Origin of the sequence: Emergencia timonensis, from assembly GCF_900086585.1 — a bacterium.
In the GTDB taxonomy this organism is placed as follows: domain Bacteria; phylum Bacillota; class Clostridia; order Peptostreptococcales; family Anaerovoracaceae; genus Senimuribacter; species Senimuribacter timonensis.
The window spans coordinates 73,444-92,950 of record NZ_FLKM01000007.1 but is presented as its reverse complement, the minus strand read 5'-3'; the positions used below and the strand labels follow the sequence as shown (position 1 = coordinate 92,950).

The following is a 19,507-nucleotide window of genomic DNA, read 5'->3' as shown; positions in this document are numbered from 1 at the left end:
GTTTCAACGGTTACAGTCATCGGCATCAGGTGTACAGCCTTTGCGGCAAGAAAAATTTTAGGTGATTTTAGCATTTTTTGATGAAATGGGGGTTAAAACGAGGCGAGCAGAGGTAATTCTACTGGACATTTGCACCAAAAGCGAGTATAATATTTCAGTAATATTATTTAAAAATGCGCAGAACATATAGAAATAAGGAAGATGGCGAGTTTCGGGGTCTTAGATATCCTACTCACTGAAAACGCCTGTGACCTTATTTCTTTTTCGTTTTTGCGCTTTTGTTTTTTGCACAGCGAAGATAGAAGGGAGAAGGATTATGAAAAAATACATCTTTGTTACAGGCGGCGTGGTATCGGGTCTCGGCAAGGGAATTACGGCAGCGTCGCTGGGACGGCTGCTCAAAGCCAGGGGGCTGAAGGTGGCGGCACAGAAATTGGATCCGTATATCAACATCGATCCGGGCACTATGAGTCCTTACCAGCACGGGGAAGTCTTTGTCACCGAGGACGGAGCGGAGACAGACCTTGACCTGGGGCACTACGAGAGATTCATCGATGAAAACCTGAACAGATTCAGCAATCTGACCACAGGAAAGGTCTATTGGAACGTACTCAACAAGGAGCGCAACGGAGAGTACCTGGGCAGTACAGTGCAGGTGATTCCCCATATCACCAACGAAATCAAATCCTTCATATATAATGTAGGAGAGACTTCGGAGGCGGACGTTATCATTACGGAAATCGGCGGTACTGTGGGCGATATCGAGAGCCAGCCCTTCCTGGAAGCCATCAGACAGGTATCCTTGGAAGTGGGAAAAGAAAACTGCCTTTTCATCCACGTCTGCCTGGTGCCCTATCTGCAGAGTTCGGGCGAGCACAAGTCCAAGCCGGTGCAGCATTCCGTCAAAGAATTGCAGGCTGTGGGAATTTCGCCCGACATCATCGTCCTTCGCGTGGATGAACCGGTGGATCAGGACATCATCGACAAAATCTCCCTGTTCTGCAATGTCAAAAAGGACTGCGTCATTACGAACCTGACAATGCCAGTGCTCTATGAAGCGCCCATGATGCTGGAAAAGTCCAACCTGAGCTGGATCGTCTGCCGGGAACTTTCCATCAATGCCGGCCCTTGCGATATGCAGGAGTGGACAGATATGCTGGCGCGCATTGCCAGCCGCCACCGCAAAGTGACCATCGGCATGGTGGGTAAATATGTGAAGCTCCACGATGCATACCTCTCTGTGGCTGAAGCGCTGCGCCATGGCGGCTACGAAAATGATACAAAGGTAGAAATCAAATGGATCGAAGCAGAGGAATTGACAGAGGGAAGTGCTGACAGCCTGCTGAGAGATGTGGACGGAATCCTGGTTCCCGGCGGTTTTGGCGACAGGGGTATCGAGGGAAAGATTCTAGCAGCAAAATTTGCCAGAGAACACGATATTCCATACCTGGGAATCTGCCTGGGCATGCAGACGGCGGTCATCGAGTTTGCGAGAAATGCAGCTGGCATTGAAGATGCCCATTCGGGAGAGTTTGTACCGAATGGTAGAAATCGGGTCATTGATCTGATGGCTGATCAGCAGGGAAATCTGCCTAAAGGAGGTACCATGAGGCTGGGAGCCTATCCGTGCAGAGTCAAAGAGGGCACACTGCTGGCAAAAGCCTATGGAAAAGAAGAAATCCAGGAAAGGCACAGGCATCGTTATGAATTCAACAACGCTTATAGAGAAAAGCTGGAGGCGGCAGGATTGGTAATCTCGGGAACTTCTCCTGACGGAAGACTGGTAGAAGCCGTTGAAATTCCGGATCAAAGATTCTTTGCAGCCGTACAATATCATCCAGAGTTTAAGTCCAGACCAAATAATGCACACCCCCTATTTCGGGAATTCATCAAAGCCAGCTTGCAGAGATAATCACTGCAAATTAAAAGAGGTGGTCACGCCGACAATCCTTGTCAGCGCAGCTACCTCTTTTTTTCTATTCGTCCTCTTTAATATGATTATATTTTTCTCTGGTCGCAAGACCACCGCGTATATGTCTTTCTGCTTTGTTGACATCAAGTACTGACTTTACCTGTGCGGCAAGCGAAGGACTTATTTCCTGCAGTCTTTCCGTGACGTCTTTGTGCACTGTACTTTTGCTGACCTTGAATCTCTTTGCAGCGGCTCTGACAGTTGAATTCGTTGTAACTATGTATTCAGCCAGCGCAAGTACTCTCTCTTCTATGTAATCCTTCATATTAAACACCGCTCCTTAAACTCAAGTTAGAACCAATATATGCAGCAGAATGACGGGATATGCAAAGGAATCATCATTTCGTCGTGATTTTCGTTGGTAAGATTTTTACAGAATTAAGCAAAATTTTTAGGTGCCTATCAGTGGATATTGCCAGCCGTCTGAAAATTTGGTATGCTTGACCTAGTCTAATAGATTAAGTCTAATTGGAGGTATTTTGAAGTACATATTGATAGATTGTGACAATACGATGGGTATCCCTCATTGTGATATAGATGATGCTCTGGCGATTTTGTATATCTTAGGTCATCCAGAAGCAAATTGCGTTGGCATCACTGCCACCTATGGAAACAATTCCACGGACAAAGTCTATGAATGTACGGCAAACCTCCTGCGCAATTTGCATTTTACAGATATTCCTCTGATCAAAGGGGAAAAAGATGCCCTGTCGAGAAGCAGTCGGGCAGGCGCCTTTTTGAATCATCAGGCGGATCAATATGGCGGCAGTCTCAGTATCCTGGCTACAGGGTCTTTGACCAATCTGCTTGCAGCGTACGAGCTGGACCCTTATTTCTTTGACAAAGTGTCGGAAATCGTTTTGATGGGAGGCATTACGCAGCCGCTCATGGTCAACGGCAGAAAAATGGATGAGTTGAATTTTTCCTGTGACCCGAGAGCGGCGGAAGTTGTTTTGACCAAAGGGCGTAACGTATCGGTCGTCACGGGTAATCAATGTATAGATGCCTATTTTTATCGAAAAGACTACGACCGACTGCTGCACCAAAATCCAAAACTCGGACGTTATCTCGCGCAGCAGACAGCGTATTGGTTTGCCTATTACGAAAAGAACTATGGAATGGACGGCTTTATCGCTTGGGACGTCATCGCGGCAATCTATATGATGGAGGAGGGGTTATATGACCCAGGTTGCCAGAGGTGTCAGGTTAGTGAAAAAAATCTGCGCCAAGGCTGGCTGCCTGCCTGTGAAACTTGCGGCACTAAGTTAAAGTTTCCCATCATAAAAAGTTGGGATGCAGTCAAAACAGAAATGATAAATAAATGGATCAATATTGGAGGAAATCATGTTAATCAAAAGTGACAAACTAAAGGGAATACTGGAAAGAGCTTATGAAGGAAAGGCACCGACTAGGGAGGAGTGCGTCTACCTGTTGGAGTTTGAAGAGACTTCCATGGAAAGCTCGATGATCAGAGCCGTTTCCAATGACATCATACGCCGAAACAGTGAGAATTCGGCCATTATTCTGGGGCAGATCGGCGTGGATATTACCAAATGTCCTGGCGGCTGCAAATTCTGCACCTTTGGTGAGGACCATACGGCCATGGTGGAGAAACGACTGACTGATGAGGAGCTGAGACAAAAAGTAAAGGAATTTGTGCAGATGGGAGATTTATATGGACTGTATCTGATGATGATGCACGATTATGAACTGCCAGTTCTGCTAAACGCTATAAATATTTCCAAAGAGTTGTCGCCTAAGACGACGCAGATTTGGGTCAACATCGGAGATACCGATCTGGACACCTTTAAAGAATTGAAGAAAGCTGGTGTCACCGGCGTATATCATGTCTGCAGAATTAACGAAGGCGTGGATACGAAGCTGAAGCCGGAGGATAGGATTGCTACCATGGATAATGCCTTAGAAGCAGATCTTGAGCTCTACACCTGCCTGGAACCAATTGGACCGGAGCATACGCCGCAGATGTTGGTAGATAACATGTTTATCGGAATTGAAAGAGGCATCTATCAGCATGCAGCTATGAGAAGAGTAGCCGTACCGGGCTCGCCGCTGGCGAAATACGGCCAGATCAGCAATCTCCGTCTGGCACAGATTGTGGCAGTGGTTGGACTGGCTTCTTTCATGGTGCCGACCATGGCCTATCTGGGCATTCACGAACCAAATGAGCTGAGTTATGCGTCTGGTTCCAATATTATCACCGCAGAAAGCGGCTGTAATCCGAGAGATACCAATAATGATACCGCAAAGGGCAGAGGCATGGACATGAATGACTGCCGTAAGATGCTCTGGGAATGTGGCTTTGATTATCTGCGCAGAGGCGATGAATCCAAAATTGCCCTCACAAAGGAATACGTAGATCAATGTTTCACAAATCAAAGCGAGAACTAAAATACACGACAAATCTCATCAAATCAGAGAGTTGAGAGATGAAAGCGTAAGGTCTCCCCAGCAATTTGTTTTACAAATTGGGGCGAGTACCATTAAGAAAGGAAACGAACGATGAAAAAGAAATTACTGGCAATCTGCTTGGTTCTGCTGATGGTTTTCACCTTTGCAGCTTGTGGACCTGACAAAGAAAATGGAGTTTCTGCTGAACTGACCTCCTATGAAGAGGCACTGGAGGCGGCAAAGGGTACTACAGTTACTTTCTACGGCTGGGGCGGAGACGAAGTACTCAACAAGTGGATCGATCAATCCCTGGCCAAGACACTGAAGGACGAATACGATATCACCCTGGAACGAGTGCCGATGAATATCGAGGATATTCTCGCACAGCTGTCAGATGAAAAACAGGCGGGTGAAGAAAAAGGCTCCATCGATATGATTTGGATCAACGGTGAAAACTTCTACTCTGCAAAAGACAACGGGCTCTTATATGGTCCATTCACCAGCCTGCTCCCGAATATGGACAAGTATGTGGATATGGAGGACCCAGAGACAGAGAACGACTTCTGTACGCCGATAGAAGGCTACGAAGCACCGTATTCCAAAGCCCAGCTGGTTATGATTACTGACACGGCGAAGATAGAGACGAACGCCATTCCAACCGATGCCAAGAGCTTCATGGGATTCTGCAAGAAATATCCGGGCAAAGTAACCTATCCGGCCCTGCCGGACTTCACAGGCAGCGCTTTTGTCAGAAACCTGGTTTACGAACTGTGCGGCGGTTATGAGCAGTTCACCGATATGAAAGCTGATAAAGAAACAGTGAAGAACGCCATTCAGCCGGCAATCGACTATCTGAAAGAGCTGAATCCATATCTGTGGAAAGAAGGAAAGACCTTCCCAGCATCTTCAACAGAAGTACAGAATATGTTTGCGGAAGGTGAACTGGTATTCCACGTAAGCTATACGGCTTACGATGTCGCCCAGGGCATCGAAAACGGCACCTATACAGATACAACCACGTCCTTCCAGTTTGATAAAGGTACAATCGGCAACACCAATTATATCGCAATTGCCAATAATGCACCGAATAAGGCCGGCGCCATTGTAGCCATCAACGAGGTGCTGTCCGCCAAAATGCAGCAGACGAAATTTGAATTGACAAAATATATTCCAGTCGTAGGCTACAACAAACTCAGTGATAAAGAAGTCAAAGCTTTTGAGCGCGTGGACATCGGCAAAGGATCTATCTCTTCCGAGGAACTGTTGTCAAAGAGACTGCCGGAAATGCCGGCAAATCTGGTTCCAATTATTGAGGAAATTTGGTTAGAAGAGGTTGTAGGAAAGTGAGAAAAAAGATAACGCCGTACCTTTTGTCGGCGCCTGTCATTGTACTGTGTGCAATTCTCATCATAAGCATAATCAATGGGGTGATACAGAGTTTCGGTATCATCCCTGCTTTTGATATGACGAAACCTACATTGGCCTACTACCAGGAGATTTTGCACAGCGAAAGTCTGATGGAAAGCATCGGCCTCAGTCTTTATTTAGCTGTGGCAACGACGTTTTTGGCGCTGGCCATCGGCAGCCTGCTCTGCTGGAGCCTGATTCTGCTGAAGAAAAAAGGCGGCGCGCTGGAACAGATATTAAAGATTCCGATTTTAGTACCTCATACGGTTGTAGCTATTTTGGCCATCAATCTGCTTTCCAGTACCGGACTTCTTTCCCGGATCTTCATGACCATGGGTATGACGGAGGCAGCGGAATGGATATCCTGCATCCTCTATACGCCGGAAAGCTGGGGCGTTATCATGGCATATCTCTGGAAGGAAATACCCTTCGTATGCTATTTCATTGCAGCAGTCATGGGCAGTATCGACGGCTCTTATGGAGACGCAGCGCGAAATCTGGGCGCAGGTAAATGGCGCGCTTTTTGGAACGTTACGCTGCCGCTGTGCAAGCCGGCAATTTTAAACAGCGGCCTGATTATTTTCTGCTATAGCTTCGGAGCCTATGAATTGCCTCTTTTGCTGGGCAGCACTCTGCCCAAAGCCCTTCCCGTGCAGACCTATATCGAATATACCCATCCTGATCTGACCCACCGTCCCTATGCTATGGCGTTAAATATGATTATGCTGCTGATTTGCCTGATTGCGGCGGGAGTATACTATCTATTGCTTAGACAAAAGATATCTGAGACAAGAAGGAGGGACTGATGAGAGAAAAACATAGAGCGGCAAAAACCTTGATTTGGCTGACCGCTTCTCTGATTGTTTTGCCGCTGATGGTGCTGCTGGTATGGTGTTTCGCCAATCGCTGGGCCTACCCTTCACTGCTGCCGGAGAACTTCTCGCTGCGAGGCTTGGAACAAGTCCTTTTTGGCTATCATGACATGGGCCGGATTGTCGGATCCAGTATTCTGATTTCTGTAGTAGCGGCGGTCCTCTGCGTGACTGCATCAGCTCTTGCGGCCAGAGCGGTTGTCTTCTATGATTTTAAGGGGAAGCGTATATTGGAGTTTCTGACCATGATTCCCGTCATCATACCGGCAACGGTCTTCGGTATGGGCATTCATATGATGTTCATCAAAGGCGGTTTGAACCACACGATAACGGGAGTGATTTTGACCCACATCGTGGTATCACTGCCCTACGGCGTCAAAATCATGACTGATATCACGAAGCTGTATGGACGCAATTTGGAAGAGCAGGCTATGGTATTGGGGGCAAATTCTTGGCAAAGCTTCTGGCTGGTCGGTTTTCCGAAGCTGACGCCAGGCATTGCCTCCGCTCTGAGTATGACCTTTATCATTTCCTTCAGCCAGTATTTTCTGACGCTGTTGATTGGAGGAGGCAGGGTAAAGACCTTTTCCGTGGTCATGGTGCCGTTTATCCAAAGCGGCGATAAGACCATCGCGGCAAATTACAGCGTCTTATTTATTCTCATTACTTTTATCGTATTTCTGATTTTTGACAAAATTGGCAAGAAAGCTAGGTGCATCGCATGAGTTTGACTATCAATCATCTGACAGTAGATATTGAAAAGACTCCAATTCTTCAAGAAGTGTCGTTATCCGTAGCGGATGGAGAACTGCTGTCGCTGTTAGGGCCTTCGGGCTGTGGGAAAAGTACACTGCTGAAGGCTGCTGCAGGTTTCATTGAAATTGCAGGGGGGCAGATTAGTGCAGGCGCAAAGCGGCTGGATCATCTGCCCCCGGATAAGCGGGGAATCGTGGTCGTCTTCCAGGATCTGCGCCTGTTTTCAAATATGAACGTCATAGACAACGTGGCCTTTCCCCTAAAAATGCAAGGTATGAAAAGGGCGGAGCGTCATGAAAAGGCCCGCTATTATTTAGAGAAGGTGCAGCTTTCCGGCCTTGAGCGCAGGCGGATCTCCCAGCTTTCGGGCGGCCAGCAGCAGCGGGTGGCCTTAGCCAGGGGGCTGGCGGCAGATCCTAACGTATTATTGCTGGACGAGCCTTTTTCCAGCCTTGATGAAAATCTGCGAGAGGATATGCGGCAGCTTTTGCTGGAGCTGCACAGAGAGATGAAAAACGCCATCGTCCTCGTCACGCACGACAGAAAAGAAGCGCTGCAGTTATCAGATCGAATTGCCGTCATGAAAGAGGGACGGATTTTACAGTGTGATAAACCGCAGGAGATTTATAAACACCCGGCTAATCTGCAGATTGCCCAATATCTAGGCCTGGGCAACACCATTTCTGGAACCGTATCGCAAGGGTTCTTCCGCGGTGATTGTGGGGCGGAGTCTGTCACTTTTGAAACTAATCGGCCAGACGGCGCATATGACGCTTTGCTGCGAAAGGAGAAAATCAGACTGTCGGACCAAGGCTTTGAAGTGTCTCTTTTGAAAATTTTCTATCTGGGTGACACTTACCAAATTCATGTCAAGGCAGGCGGGCAGGAACTGGTATTCCTGGCGGAACCGGATCAGGTAGAAGACAGCTTGTACCGTAAGGAAACAGTCTGTATTGAAATCGACTATGGGCAGACAGAACTATTTAACAAGATGGATTAAGGTAGAGTTCCTACGCTGATAAAGAAAACCTTCGCGTTCTGCGTCAGGTTTTTCTTTTTGCCATGTTCATATGGCTTACATCTATTTACTATAGACCTGGCACAGACGGCGGGTATCCCTTGCCAAATCAAGGTACTAAGACTAGGGTTTAACACAGATTTAACATTAAAACTATAGAATTTACATTGCTGATATAGTAGACTGAATGTAGAAAAATGGAGGAAATCGTTATGATTTATTTTGTTGAAGACGACAATAGTATCAGAGAACTTGTTTTATATACACTTAACAATGCAGGATATGAGGCCAGAGGCTTTGAAAGGCCGTCTCTTTTTTGGGAGGCGCTGAAACAGGAGGCGCCGCGGCTGATTTTGCTGGACATCATGCTGCCGGAAGAAGATGGACTGCAGATTTTGAAGAGACTGAGGGCTTCTTCGGCAACGAGCAAAATACCTATCATGATGCTGACCGCAAAGGGAACAGAATACGACAAGGTCATAGGCCTGGACTATGGCGCTGACGATTACGTCCCCAAGCCTTTTGGGATGATGGAACTGATTGCCAGAGTCAAAGCGCTGCTGCGCAGGGCAGAGGTCGTTGACACGGACAGGGATTATACCATCGGCCAGCTCTTTGTATCTCCCTCAAAGCACGTTGTTCGGGCCTGCGGTGACGATGTAACCCTGACCCTGAAAGAATTTGAAATGCTGACTCTGCTGGTAGAAAATCAAGGCATCGTATTTACACGCGACCAGCTGCTCACCAAAATCTGGGGTTATGCGTTTGACGGTGAAAGCAGAACGGTAGATGTGCACATCAGATCTCTGAGGCAGAAGCTGGGAGCATGCGGAGGGCTGATTGAAACGGTTCGGGGCATCGGTTATAAAATTGGAGAGGATAAATATGAAAAGCCGAATATTTAAAGGAATTTTTCTAGTAGCCATCCTGGTATGGATTGCATGCATGATTCTCATCATGGGCGCCCTTTATATGCAGTATAACGGTGAATACGTACGAGAGCTTAAAAACGAAGTCTATCTTGTAGCCCACGCTGTGGAGCAGAACGGCGGGGACTATTTTACTGACCTGAAATTGGCGGAGAACCACAGAATAACCTGGATTGGTCAAGACGGTACTGTAAAGTACGACTCTTCCGTCAATCCTGATAAGCTGGAGAATCACGGCAGTCGGCCAGAAGTTCTGGAGGCCATGGAGACAGGCTATGGTGAGGACACCCGCTATTCAAAAACTTTAGCTGAGAAAACCATTTACAGTGCTGTCAAGCTGACGGACGGCACGATTATGAGAGTTTCGCAAGTGCAGTTTTCTATCTTTACCTTGGTGCTCAGCATGCTGCAGCCGATTTTAATTGTGCTGGTGCTGGCGGTGATTTTGTCATTGTTATTAGCGGCACAGATTGCCAGAAAAATCGTAAACCCAATTAACGAAATCGACCTGGAGCATCCGGAAGCGGCACAAATTTATGAAGAGGTGAAACCTCTGGTAGATAAAATTTCAGAGCAGAACAAGGTGCTCAACTATCAGATCAACCAGCTGCAGGTGGATGTGGACGAAAAGACAAAGGAGGCGGACTTCAGGAAAGAATTTACGGCTAACGTTTCTCACGAACTGAAAACGCCGCTGACTTCGATTTCAGGTTTTGCCGAAATTATCAAAAATGGCATTGTCAAGGAAGAAGATATTCCAAGATTTGCGGGAAGAATCTATGATGAGGCCCAGAGACTGATTACCCTGGTTGGTGATATTATCAAATTGTCGCAGCTAGATGAAAAGCAGATTGCAGCTAGAAAAGAACGGCTGGATCTCTATCTCATATGCCAAGACGTCATCGACACCTTGGAACCGGCTGCTTTTGAGCGCCATGTCGATGTGCAGATAATGGGTAAGCATCTTTACGCAGAAGGCGTAGGACAGATTTTGGGAGAAATTATTTATAACTTGTGTGATAATGCGATAAAATATAACAAGGAAGGCGGCAGCGTCACGGTCAACGTCCACGAGGAGGATGGAAAAGCGGCGGTGACTGTACAGGATACGGGAATTGGGATACCAGAGGAGGATTTAGACCGCGTATTCGAACGGTTCTTCCGCGTTAACAAGAGTCACTCCAAAGAGATCGGCGGAACGGGGCTGGGTCTGTCAATCGTAAAACATGGAGCGGCTTATCACAATGCACGGATTAGAATTGACAGCAAGTTAAACAACGGTACGAGCATTACAATTGTTTTTTGATATAGATAACGATTTTGATTTAAGAGAGGAAAAACGTACATGGATATTTTTTCATTTATTTCGCTGTTTGGAGGCCTGGCGCTGTTCCTATACGGCATGAGCCTGATGTCACAAGGCCTGGAAAAATTAGCTGGAGGTAAATTAGAGGGAATTCTTAAAAAGATGACTTCCAACCCGGTAAAGAGTCTGTTCCTGGGAATCGGCATCACGGCTGTGATCCAAAGCTCATCGGCCGTTACTGTTATGCTGGTAGGCCTGGTTAACTCGGGGATCATGCAGCTTTCCGGCACAGTCGGCGTCATCATGGGTTCGAATATTGGAACGACAGTGACTGCCTGGATTCTCAGTTTGGTAGGGATCGAAAGCAATAACGTCTGGATTAAATTATTGAAGCCAGAGTCCTTTTCACCAATCCTGGCACTGATCGGTATTATTTTAATGATGTCATCAAAGACCAGCAAAAAAAAGGATATTGGCAGCATCATGATCGGTTTTGCCATTTTGATGTATGGGATGGATTTTATGAGTGACTCTGTAAGCCCTCTGGCGGACATGCCTGAATTCACTTCCATGCTGACTGCATTTACCAATCCGCTCCTGGGGATTCTCACTGGCCTGGTACTGACTGCAGTGATACAGAGTTCCTCGGCTTCGGTAGGTATTTTGCAGGCGCTGACCTTGACCGGCGGAATTTCCTATGGCATGGCAATTCCTATCATTATGGGCCAGAATATCGGAACTTGTGTGACGGCTCTGATTTCCAGTATCGGTGTGAACAAAAATGCCAAACGTGTCGCTGTCATTCATATCGCCTTCAACCTTTTGGGCACGGCAGTGTGTCTGCTGCTCTATTTTGTACTGCATTTCCTTGTAGATCTGTCCTTTATCGAACAGGCAATCAGTCCAGTGGGAGTTGCTGTCGTTCACAGTATCTTTAACATCACCACGACTGTTTTACTGCTGCCATTCTCGAAACAGCTGGTAAAGCTGGCGGAAGGAACCATAAAAACAGAACCGGAAAAGGAAATTGCTTTCTTGGATGAACGTCTTTTGAAGACGCCTTCTATCGCTCTGCAGGAATGCAATCACATTACGACTGATATGGCATATGTATCAAAGCAATCCATGATGGACGCCATGGATCTGCTCTTCTCTTACAACGAGAAAAAGGCCGCCGGTGTAAAAGATCTGGAAGGTGAAGTGGATATTTACGAAGACCGCCTCGGTTCTTATCTTGTAAAACTGTCGGGTTACGACCTCTCTGATACGGATAGCAAACAGATTTCTAAACTTCTGCATACCATCGGAGATTTTGAAAGAATCAGCGATCATGCAGTGAACGTCATGCAAGCAGCTAAGGAAATTGAAGAGAAGAAAGCGCCTCTGTCGCCAGAGGGTCTGGCGGAAATCAAAGTCGCTACTGCGGCGATTCGCGAAATCATGGAGATTGCGATTAAGGCTTTTGACGAGAACAATTTAGAACTCGCCTACCGCGTAGAGCCGCTGGAACAGGTGGTAGATGGAATTATTGAAGGCATTAAGCTGAACCATATAAATAGATTGCAGGCGGGGAAGTGCACCATCCAGCAGGGATTTGTTCTTTCTGACATATTGACTAACTATGAAAGGGTGTCAGACCATTGCTCAAATATTGCTGTCGCTATGATCGAATTATCAAAATCTGCCTTTGATACTCATGAATATTTGGACAAGCTGAAGACCATGGATGATCCTGAATTTAGGAAAATGTTTACAGAGTACAAGAAAAAATATGCCATCTAGCGTTATATTTTGAAAAAATCGGCAATTTCATTGAAAAATTATATAAAATTGTATATAATAAACGCAGCGTTCTAACAGCGTTGCTGAGAGGAAGCGTTCATTGAATCATGTGTCACGATTCTGAACTCAAAAGAAGACACATGGTATCATGTTTTTTGCAGTGTAACCTTATAAGAGAGAAACTTTGCAGCATGTCATCTGAATTATATTTAGAGGAAGCAAATGGTATCATGTTTCCACGATCTTTCGGCGTTGCCGTAAGGTAGGAACCATTGAATCATGACATTTGATTCTAAATTCAGAGGTAAGTCATGGTATAATGTTTCAAAAAATGTCAATGCTATATATAATTGAGAATATATAATTTTTTAGAGAAAAGGAGTATGGAAATGGCAAGTGAAGTAGGAATTGACTTAGGGACAGCCAATGTCTTAGTATATATAAAAAACAAAGGCATAGTACTGAACGAGCCGTCAGTAGTCGCAATTAACAAAGACACTGATGATATTCTCGCTGTAGGCGAAGAAGCACGACAGATGCTGGGCAGAACACCTGCTAATATCATCGCCGTCAGGCCGCTTCGTGACGGTGTGATTTCAGACTATGATATTACTGAGAGGATGCTGAAATATTTTATAAAAAAGACATGCGGAAGCGGCAGATTTTTTAAGCCTAAAATCATGGTATGCGTTCCAAGTGGAGTGACTGAAGTAGAAAAAAGAGCTGTCAGAGAAGCGGCAACACAGGCAGGGGGGAAAGATGTATATCTGATGGAAGAGCCAGTTGCAGCTGCAATCGGCGCTGGAATAGACATCGCACAGCCAGATGGTGTCATGGTTATCGACATCGGAGGCGGAACCACAGACATCGCCGTCATTTCCCTTGGCGGTATTGTTGCAAGTACATCCGTAAAGATGGCCGGAGATAAATTCGACGATTCCATCATTAAATATATGAGAAAAGTACACAAGCTGTATATCGGTGAAAGAACCGGAGAAGAGATTAAAAAGACCATCGGAACTGCATATCCGAGAGAAGAGAACATGGTCATGGAATGCCGAGGGAGAGATTTGGTTACAGGCCTTCCTAAGACAGTAGAGGTCAGTTCAGAAGAAATCATGGAGGCTCTGGAAGAACCGCTCCACACTATTTGTGAAGCGGCCCACAGCGTTCTTGAACAAACACCGCCTGAACTGGCAGCAGATATCAGTAATTCTGGTATCGTTATCACTGGCGGCGGCGCCCTCCTTTATGGTATCGATAGAAGAATTCAGGATCGGACAGGCATTCAGGTAAGAATTGCAGACGACCCGACATCCTGTGTGGCAATCGGAACAGGAAAGGCACTCAACGAGTTAGAATCACTGGAAAGTAACTCCTTAAACAGAAGAGCACCATATTTATAATCAATAAAGGCGCACTTGCAAAATAGCTGAAATCAGTCGTTTTGCGAGAGCGCCTTCTTTCGTCTCGTTATAAGGTATCAGGACTGACCGTTTACAAGCTTTTAGCAAAAGGAAATAATACAGATAGCAAGCGCAGAGATGCGCAAATTTTCTTTACACACTTGCAAAAAGCGGGTATCATAATAACAGATGCCGGATGTCCTCCTTTAGGCGAGGGCTTCGCTTATAATACTGAAAACCTTACCAATCAGAACAGAGGAGAATTCATGAAATTAGAGTTAATCGCAACCGCCACTTTTGGCCTGGAAGCAGTTGTAAAAAGAGAGATACAGGACCTGGGATATAAAGTAATTAAATCTGAGGACGCAAAAATTACTTTTTTAGGAGACGAACGCGCCATCGTCAGAAGCAATCTATGGCTCCGATCGGCAGACAGAGTATTGCTGAAGATGGGCGAGTTTACAGCGCTGACCTTTGAGGAACTCTTTCAGCAGACCAAGGCGATCCCTTGGGAGGAGCTGATTCCCATAGACGGTAAATTTACAGTCACAGGAACCTCTGTAAAGTCAAAGCTGCACAGCGTTCCATCCTGCCAGAGTATCGTAAAAAAAGCCATTGTAGAACGGCTGGGAGAATACTACTGTATCGATCATTTCGAAGAGACCGGCGCGTCTTATACGGTCAAAACGACTATTTTGAAGGACAAGGTGACGCTGACCATTGATACCAGCGGCACAGGGCTTCATAAGAGAGGATATCGAGTTTGTGACGTGGCGGCCCCCATTAAAGAGACTCTTGCTGCAGCTATGGTGCAATTGTCATTTTGGCGGGCAGGCAGACTTATGATCGATCCTTGCTGCGGATCCGGAACGATTCCCATCGAAGCGGCTATGATAGGCAGAAATATCGCCCCGGGACTCAATCGTAAATTTGCCGCCGAAGATTGGGAGCTGATACCAGAAGAGATGTGGAAAAACGAAAGACGCAGCGCCTTCGAAGCAGTGGATTACGATGCTGAATTGAAGATCTTTGCCTTTGATATCGACGGCAAAGCCATTGAAGCAGCTACAGAAAATGCCATTGAGGCGGGAGTAGACGATTGCATCATCTTTAAAAGGATGAATATGACAAAATTGGCAGGCAGGGAAAACAACGGCATTATTATTACCAATCCTCCTTATGGGGAACGTATCGGCGAAGAAAAACAGATTGAAACAATCTATCAAAAATATAGAGAATTTATGGCAGAAAATCCAACCTGGTCGCTTTTTCTCATTACCACTGATAAGACGGTAGAGGAAAGGATTATGGGCAGACCCGCGGATAGAAGACGAAAGCTTTATAACGGAAGGCTGGAAGTATGTTATTACCAGTTTCATGGAAAAAAGGAGTAAGATCTTGTGGATATTACGGTAGATAAAAGTATCAGAACGCCGCTGTATTGGCAGATTGCAGACCAGATTAAAGCGATGATTATTGAAGGGCAGATGGCGGACGGATCAATTCTGCCTTCAGAGCGCTCCCTGGCCCAAATGCTGGGAGTGCACAGAAACACCATTATCAAGGCCTATTCTCATCTTAGGGATCAGGAACTGATTGATTCGCTGCAGGGCGTCGGCTATCGTGTAACCTATAAAAGTGAAAGCTTTTATGAGCCAGATGTAAGGAGGAAGGTCAATTGGAGTACCATTATTAAGGATGAGTACCAGGATATGGAGAAGACCTTTGACGATATATTCCTTCGCTTTACAGAAGAAAACAATATATCATTTTCAACAGGGATGCCGCCAGCAATTTATGATGAAGAAGACTTGGCGACTGACCTTGCCGCAATACTCAGAGAAGAGGGCAGAAAGCCGTTTTTCCTCTCCCCATATCAGGGGGATTTGACCTTGCGGCATAAGATTATTGCCTATCTGCGAACCAAGGGGATCAAAGCTGGACTAAACCAAGTGCAGATTCTTTCAGAAACCAATCAGGCACTGGATTTTATCGTCACGTCTCTTTTAAATCCTGGGGATAGGGTGATAACGGAGGAGCCGGTTTCTCCCGACGTATACCGGGTAATCGAGCTGGCCGGCGGCAGACCGGTCACAGTACCAGTAGATGAGAATGGCATGATCTGCGATAATTTGGAAGCGCTGATAGAAACCCATCGGCCCAAATTTATCTATGTCAATTCCAGCTATCACGACCCTACAGGCAATATTTTATCGGTAGAACGCAGGCGAAAGCTTTTGGAGCTTTCTAACCGTTATCGACTGCCAATTATCGAGGAAGACGCTGCTTCAGAACTGTCTTTTGAAGAAAAGTTTTTGCCCACGATCAAATCAATGGATCGCAGTGAAAATGTGATCTATATTTACTCCTTTGCTTTAACTTTTATTCCGGGCATGTCCATGGCTTTTGTAGCGGCCCCGGAGAAGTTGATTAAAAGCCTCAGTTATCTGGTTTCGATTAGAATTATGTCTTTGGATTGGATGACGCAAAAACTGTTGGCTAAATACATAACAGATGGGAAATACTATGAGAACGTACAGAAAATTGCAGCTCTCAACAAAACAAAACGGGATTTGATGTGCTCTTATCTTGATCGGATGTCTGATATTGGCGTCAGCTATCAAAAACCTGGCGGCGGCGTTTATATTTGGTGTCAGCTACCAAAGACAGTTGACAGCAAAGCAGTCGTAGCTGAAAGCTTAAAACGAGGTATTTCTATTATACCAGGAGAAATTTTTTATCCATCGAGAAACGGCGGACAGAATAATATTCGCCTGAATTATTCCTATGAGACCATTGGCCGAATCAAACTGGGTATGGAGAATTTAATAGACATTGTCAGAGGATTGACATAATAGGTAAATTTGAGTAAAAATAGGACAAATTTGGAAAAGAAAGGTTAAAACTGGCACACAAAAAAAGCAAAGCGCTGGTACTTTAATTTTTTGACAAATATAGTATGATTTTTTTATCGAGAGTTAAACTATCTTATGAACGAAATTTAAAATTATTCAAAGAGAAAAGGAGATTACACCAATGGCAGTAAATTTAAAGGGAAGAAGCTTTTTAACACTTATGGATTTCACACCAGAAGAAATCAGATATATGCTTGATCTGGCACACGATCTCAAAGCAAAAAAGAGAGCAGGCATCTGCAATCAGGTCCTGAAAGGAAAGAACATCGTTCTTCTGTTCGAGAAGACTTCAACTAGAACTAGATGCGCATTTGAAGTAGCAGCTATGGATGAAGGCGCTGGCGTTACATTCTTAGATTCCGGAAGCTCCCAGATGGGCAAGAAGGAAACAATGGAAGATACTGCAAAAGTATTGGGCAGATTCTACGATGGTATCGAATACAGAGGATTCGACCAGGAAGTCGTAGAAGGTTTGGCAAAATACGCTGGAGTACCTGTATGGAATGGTCTGACTGACGTTGACCACCCTACTCAGATCTTAGCTGACCTGTTGACAATCGAAGAACACGTTGCAAAACCGCTTAACAAAGTAAAAGTTGTATTCAGCGGAGATATCAGAAACAACATGAGCTATGCTTGGATGTATGGATGCGCTAAGATGGGAATGCACTACGTTGCATATGGACCAGACGAAATGAAAGCTGAATTAAAGCAGGACGTTATCGCAAAGGTTCAGGAAGTTGCAAAAGAAACTGGCGCAACAATCGAAGTTTCTTCAGATCCAGCTTGCCTGAAGGGTGCAGACGTTATCTATGCTGACGTATGGGCTTCCATGGGTGAAGAGGCAGAGATTCCTGAAAGAGTAAGACTTCTGACTCCATTCAAAGTAACCGAAGAATTAATGGCAGCAACTGAAAACCCAGACTGCATCTTCATGCACTGTCTGCCTTCCTTCCATGATTTCGAAACCAAAATGGCTAAGACACAGAAGGAAGAAGGATATGACATCCGTGAGGTTACTGACGAAGTATTCAGAAGCAAGAACTCTGTAGTATTTGACGAAGCAGAGAACAGAATGCACACAATCAAGGCTGTTATCGTAGCTACCATCGGCTAATTCGCATTATTTTTCCGTTCTGCGTTGTTGCTGCCTGTCGATTCGATTCTCACATACTATAGGTATGCTCCGAGTCTCATCGTCAGTCGCGCCTAGCATAACGAAAAAATCTCTGCGAATTATAGAATGCGCATTATGTAATGTGTACTAACCAACCCAAGGGCTGCCGCGGAAGGCGGCGGTCCTTTTTTCAAAGATTTCTAAGAAAAAGACACCGCGGATCTGATCCGCAAAAGAAGTGTGAGGCGGAAAGCCTCATGCGAAAGATGAAAAGGAGATAAATTATGCATCCTGGAATTCATAATTATTCTGAAATTGGTAAATTAAATAAAGTGCTTCTTCACAGAATCGGTGAAGAAGTAGAAGGTTTAGTTCCAGACAACTTTGAAAGATTGTTGTTCGACGACATTCCTTTCCTAAAAGTTGCCCAGCAGGAACACGATAGATTCGCTGAAGTGCTGAGAGAAAACGGCGTAGAAGTTGTTTATTACGTCGATGAAACCGCAAAGGCTTTAGCAGATCCAACAATTAAAAAAGAATTTTTAAACAAAATGCTAGACGAGAGTCATCTCAATTCAGAAGGCATCAGAGAAGCCATCTTTGACTATCTGATCAAAATGCCAGAGAAACAGATGGTTGAAAAAATCGTCGCTGGAGTAAAGAGAGAGGAAATCACAGGTGTTGAAAGTAAATCTTTAGCAGATTTCATTTCATCCTCTTATCCGTTCTATATGGATCCGATGCCGAACCTTTACTTCACTAGAGACCCTGGTGCATGCGTGGGTAATGGAATCAACATTCACCACATGAGCACAGCGACGAGAAGAAGAGAAGCATTACTTCTGAAGTATATGTTCCTTCACAACAGAGATTTTGCACCAGAAGGCTCACAGATCTGGTATGACTATGACCACGAATATTCAATTGAAGGCGGAGACGTTTTGGTATTAAACGCTGAAACTGTTGCAATCGGGCTTAGCCAGAGAACAACAGCCGCTGCCATCGAAAGATTCGCAGAAAATATGTTGAACAAGTCCACCTTCAAGAGAGTACTGGTATTCGACATTCCGAAGACTCGTGCATTTATGCATCTGGATACCGTATTCACAATGGTTGACTTTGATAAGTTCACGATTCATCCAGAAATTGAAGGACCTCTGCAGTTGTTCGAAATCACTCTTGAAAAAGATGGAAAAGCGCATTTCGAATCAGTGACAGATTCCTTACCGAATATCCTGAAGAAAGTTCTGAATTTGCCGGCAGTTGAGTTAATCCGCTGCGGAGGAACTGACTTGATGGCTGCACAGAGAGAACAGTGGAACGATGGTTCCAACACGCTTTGCATCGCTCCGGGAACAGTAGTGACCTATGAGAGAAACTACGTGACTAACGATCTGTTAGACAAAAAGGGCGTAAAAGTGCTGACCATTCCAAGTGCTGAACTTTCAAGAGGAAGAGGGGGCCCAAGATGTATGTCTTGCCCTGTTAATAGAGACGACCTATAAAAGATGCTTGTTATTTCACTCACAGCATTGTAAACAACTTTCGCTGTGTGCCCCGTGTGCCTTGTGTACACAGGGCACCTGGCGTGCAGTTGTATTTCAGTTGAAGTGTTGCG

The 19,507-nt window shown here is 45.3% G+C and carries 16 protein-coding genes; 15 read left to right on the top strand and 1 reads right to left on the bottom strand.

What is annotated here, in order from left to right:
* The first annotated feature begins 316 nt into the window (after window positions 1–316).
* A complete protein-coding gene (locus BN6539_RS00705) occupies window positions 317–1,912 on the top strand; it encodes a CTP synthase (RefSeq protein ID WP_067532450.1) in 1,596 nt (531 codons plus the stop codon).
* A gap of 64 nt (window positions 1,913–1,976) precedes the next feature.
* On the opposite strand, the gene spoIIID is transcribed toward BN6539_RS00705, so the two are convergent.
* On the bottom strand, window positions 1,977–2,237 hold the full coding sequence (gene spoIIID / locus BN6539_RS00700; RefSeq protein WP_067532448.1) for a sporulation transcriptional regulator SpoIIID: 261 nt from the start codon (window positions 2,235–2,237) through the stop codon (window positions 1,977–1,979).
* A 214-nt stretch (window positions 2,238–2,451) separates the two neighbouring features.
* On the opposite strand from spoIIID, the gene BN6539_RS00695 reads away from it, so the two are divergent.
* The 14 genes from BN6539_RS00695 to arcA all read left to right on the top strand — a co-directional run bounded on the left by BN6539_RS00695 (window position 2,452) and on the right by arcA (window position 19,394).
* Window positions 2,452–3,333 carry a nucleoside hydrolase gene (locus tag BN6539_RS00695; protein WP_082907277.1) on the top strand — a complete coding sequence of 294 codons (882 nt, stop codon included), beginning with the start codon at window positions 2,452–2,454 and terminating at the stop codon, window positions 3,331–3,333.
* Complete coding sequence (locus BN6539_RS00690) at window positions 3,317–4,381, top strand: radical SAM protein (RefSeq protein ID WP_067532445.1); 1,065 nt, start codon at window positions 3,317–3,319, stop codon at window positions 4,379–4,381. The genes BN6539_RS00695 and BN6539_RS00690 overlap by 17 nt, the downstream gene beginning before the upstream one ends.
* Before the next feature lie 111 nt (window positions 4,382–4,492).
* On the top strand, window positions 4,493–5,728 hold the full coding sequence (locus BN6539_RS00685) for an ABC transporter substrate-binding protein (RefSeq protein WP_067532442.1): 1,236 nt from the start codon (window positions 4,493–4,495) through the stop codon (window positions 5,726–5,728).
* Window positions 5,725–6,594, top strand: coding sequence for an ABC transporter permease (locus tag BN6539_RS00680; RefSeq protein WP_067532440.1), 870 nt, complete (start codon window positions 5,725–5,727; stop codon window positions 6,592–6,594). Before BN6539_RS00685 ends, BN6539_RS00680 begins: the two co-directional genes overlap by 4 nt.
* A complete protein-coding gene (locus BN6539_RS00675) occupies window positions 6,594–7,385 on the top strand; it encodes an ABC transporter permease (RefSeq protein WP_067532437.1) in 792 nt (263 codons plus the stop codon). Before BN6539_RS00680 ends, BN6539_RS00675 begins: the two co-directional genes overlap by 1 nt.
* Window positions 7,382–8,416 (top strand): ABC transporter ATP-binding protein, encoded by a 1,035-nt coding sequence (locus BN6539_RS00670; RefSeq protein WP_067532433.1) that lies wholly within the window; start codon window positions 7,382–7,384, stop codon window positions 8,414–8,416. The genes BN6539_RS00675 and BN6539_RS00670 overlap by 4 nt, the downstream gene beginning before the upstream one ends.
* Before the next feature lie 230 nt (window positions 8,417–8,646).
* Window positions 8,647–9,339 (top strand): response regulator transcription factor, encoded by a 693-nt coding sequence (locus BN6539_RS00665; RefSeq protein ID WP_067532431.1) that lies wholly within the window; start codon window positions 8,647–8,649, stop codon window positions 9,337–9,339.
* The gene (locus BN6539_RS00660; RefSeq protein ID WP_067532429.1) at window positions 9,320–10,669 is read left to right on the top strand and encodes a sensor histidine kinase; all 1,350 of its coding nucleotides are present in this window, start codon (window positions 9,320–9,322) and stop codon (window positions 10,667–10,669) included. Before BN6539_RS00665 ends, BN6539_RS00660 begins: the two co-directional genes overlap by 20 nt.
* A 39-nt stretch (window positions 10,670–10,708) precedes the next feature.
* Window positions 10,709–12,451, top strand: a complete 1,743-nt coding sequence (locus BN6539_RS00655; protein WP_067532426.1) for a Na/Pi cotransporter family protein — start codon at window positions 10,709–10,711, stop codon at window positions 12,449–12,451.
* 383 nt (window positions 12,452–12,834) lie between these two features.
* Window positions 12,835–13,857, top strand: coding sequence for a rod shape-determining protein (gene mreB / locus BN6539_RS00650; protein WP_067532423.1), 1,023 nt, complete (start codon window positions 12,835–12,837; stop codon window positions 13,855–13,857).
* A gap of 266 nt (window positions 13,858–14,123) precedes the next feature.
* Window positions 14,124–15,251, top strand: coding sequence for a THUMP domain-containing class I SAM-dependent RNA methyltransferase (locus tag BN6539_RS00645; protein ID WP_067532420.1), 1,128 nt, complete (start codon window positions 14,124–14,126; stop codon window positions 15,249–15,251).
* 6 nt (window positions 15,252–15,257) lie between these two features.
* A complete protein-coding gene (locus BN6539_RS00640; protein ID WP_067532418.1) occupies window positions 15,258–16,712 on the top strand; it encodes an aminotransferase-like domain-containing protein in 1,455 nt (484 codons plus the stop codon).
* A gap of 181 nt (window positions 16,713–16,893) precedes the next feature.
* Entirely contained in the window at window positions 16,894–17,889 is a 996-nt protein-coding gene (argF, locus tag BN6539_RS00635; protein WP_067532415.1) for an ornithine carbamoyltransferase, read from the top strand.
* A gap of 284 nt (window positions 17,890–18,173) precedes the next feature.
* Window positions 18,174–19,394 carry an arginine deiminase gene (arcA, locus tag BN6539_RS00630; protein ID WP_067532412.1) on the top strand — a complete coding sequence of 407 codons (1,221 nt, stop codon included), beginning with the start codon at window positions 18,174–18,176 and terminating at the stop codon, window positions 19,392–19,394.
* Window positions 19,395–19,507: the final 113 nt, after the last annotated feature.

What these genes read in the sequence shown, in the direction of transcription:
- BN6539_RS00705 (WP_067532450.1), top strand. Translation starts at nt 317, where the DNA reads ATGAAAAAATACATCTTTGTTACAGGCGGCGTGGTATCGGGTCTCGGC.
- spoIIID (WP_067532448.1), bottom strand. Translation starts at nt 2,237, where the DNA reads ATGAAGGATTACATAGAAGAGAGAGTACTTGCGCTGGCTGAATACATA.
- BN6539_RS00690 (WP_067532445.1), top strand. Translation starts at nt 3,317, where the DNA reads ATGTTAATCAAAAGTGACAAACTAAAGGGAATACTGGAAAGAGCTTAT.
- BN6539_RS00685 (WP_067532442.1), top strand. Translation starts at nt 4,493, where the DNA reads ATGAAAAAGAAATTACTGGCAATCTGCTTGGTTCTGCTGATGGTTTTC.
- BN6539_RS00675 (WP_067532437.1), top strand. Translation starts at nt 6,594, where the DNA reads ATGAGAGAAAAACATAGAGCGGCAAAAACCTTGATTTGGCTGACCGCT.
- BN6539_RS00670 (WP_067532433.1), top strand. Translation starts at nt 7,382, where the DNA reads ATGAGTTTGACTATCAATCATCTGACAGTAGATATTGAAAAGACTCCA.
- BN6539_RS00665 (WP_067532431.1), top strand. Translation starts at nt 8,647, where the DNA reads ATGATTTATTTTGTTGAAGACGACAATAGTATCAGAGAACTTGTTTTA.
- BN6539_RS00660 (WP_067532429.1), top strand. Translation starts at nt 9,320, where the DNA reads ATGAAAAGCCGAATATTTAAAGGAATTTTTCTAGTAGCCATCCTGGTA.
- BN6539_RS00655 (WP_067532426.1), top strand. Translation starts at nt 10,709, where the DNA reads ATGGATATTTTTTCATTTATTTCGCTGTTTGGAGGCCTGGCGCTGTTC.
- mreB (WP_067532423.1), top strand. Translation starts at nt 12,835, where the DNA reads ATGGAAATGGCAAGTGAAGTAGGAATTGACTTAGGGACAGCCAATGTC.
- BN6539_RS00645 (WP_067532420.1), top strand. Translation starts at nt 14,124, where the DNA reads ATGAAATTAGAGTTAATCGCAACCGCCACTTTTGGCCTGGAAGCAGTT.
- argF (WP_067532415.1), top strand. Translation starts at nt 16,894, where the DNA reads ATGGCAGTAAATTTAAAGGGAAGAAGCTTTTTAACACTTATGGATTTC.
- arcA (WP_067532412.1), top strand. Translation starts at nt 18,174, where the DNA reads ATGCATCCTGGAATTCATAATTATTCTGAAATTGGTAAATTAAATAAA.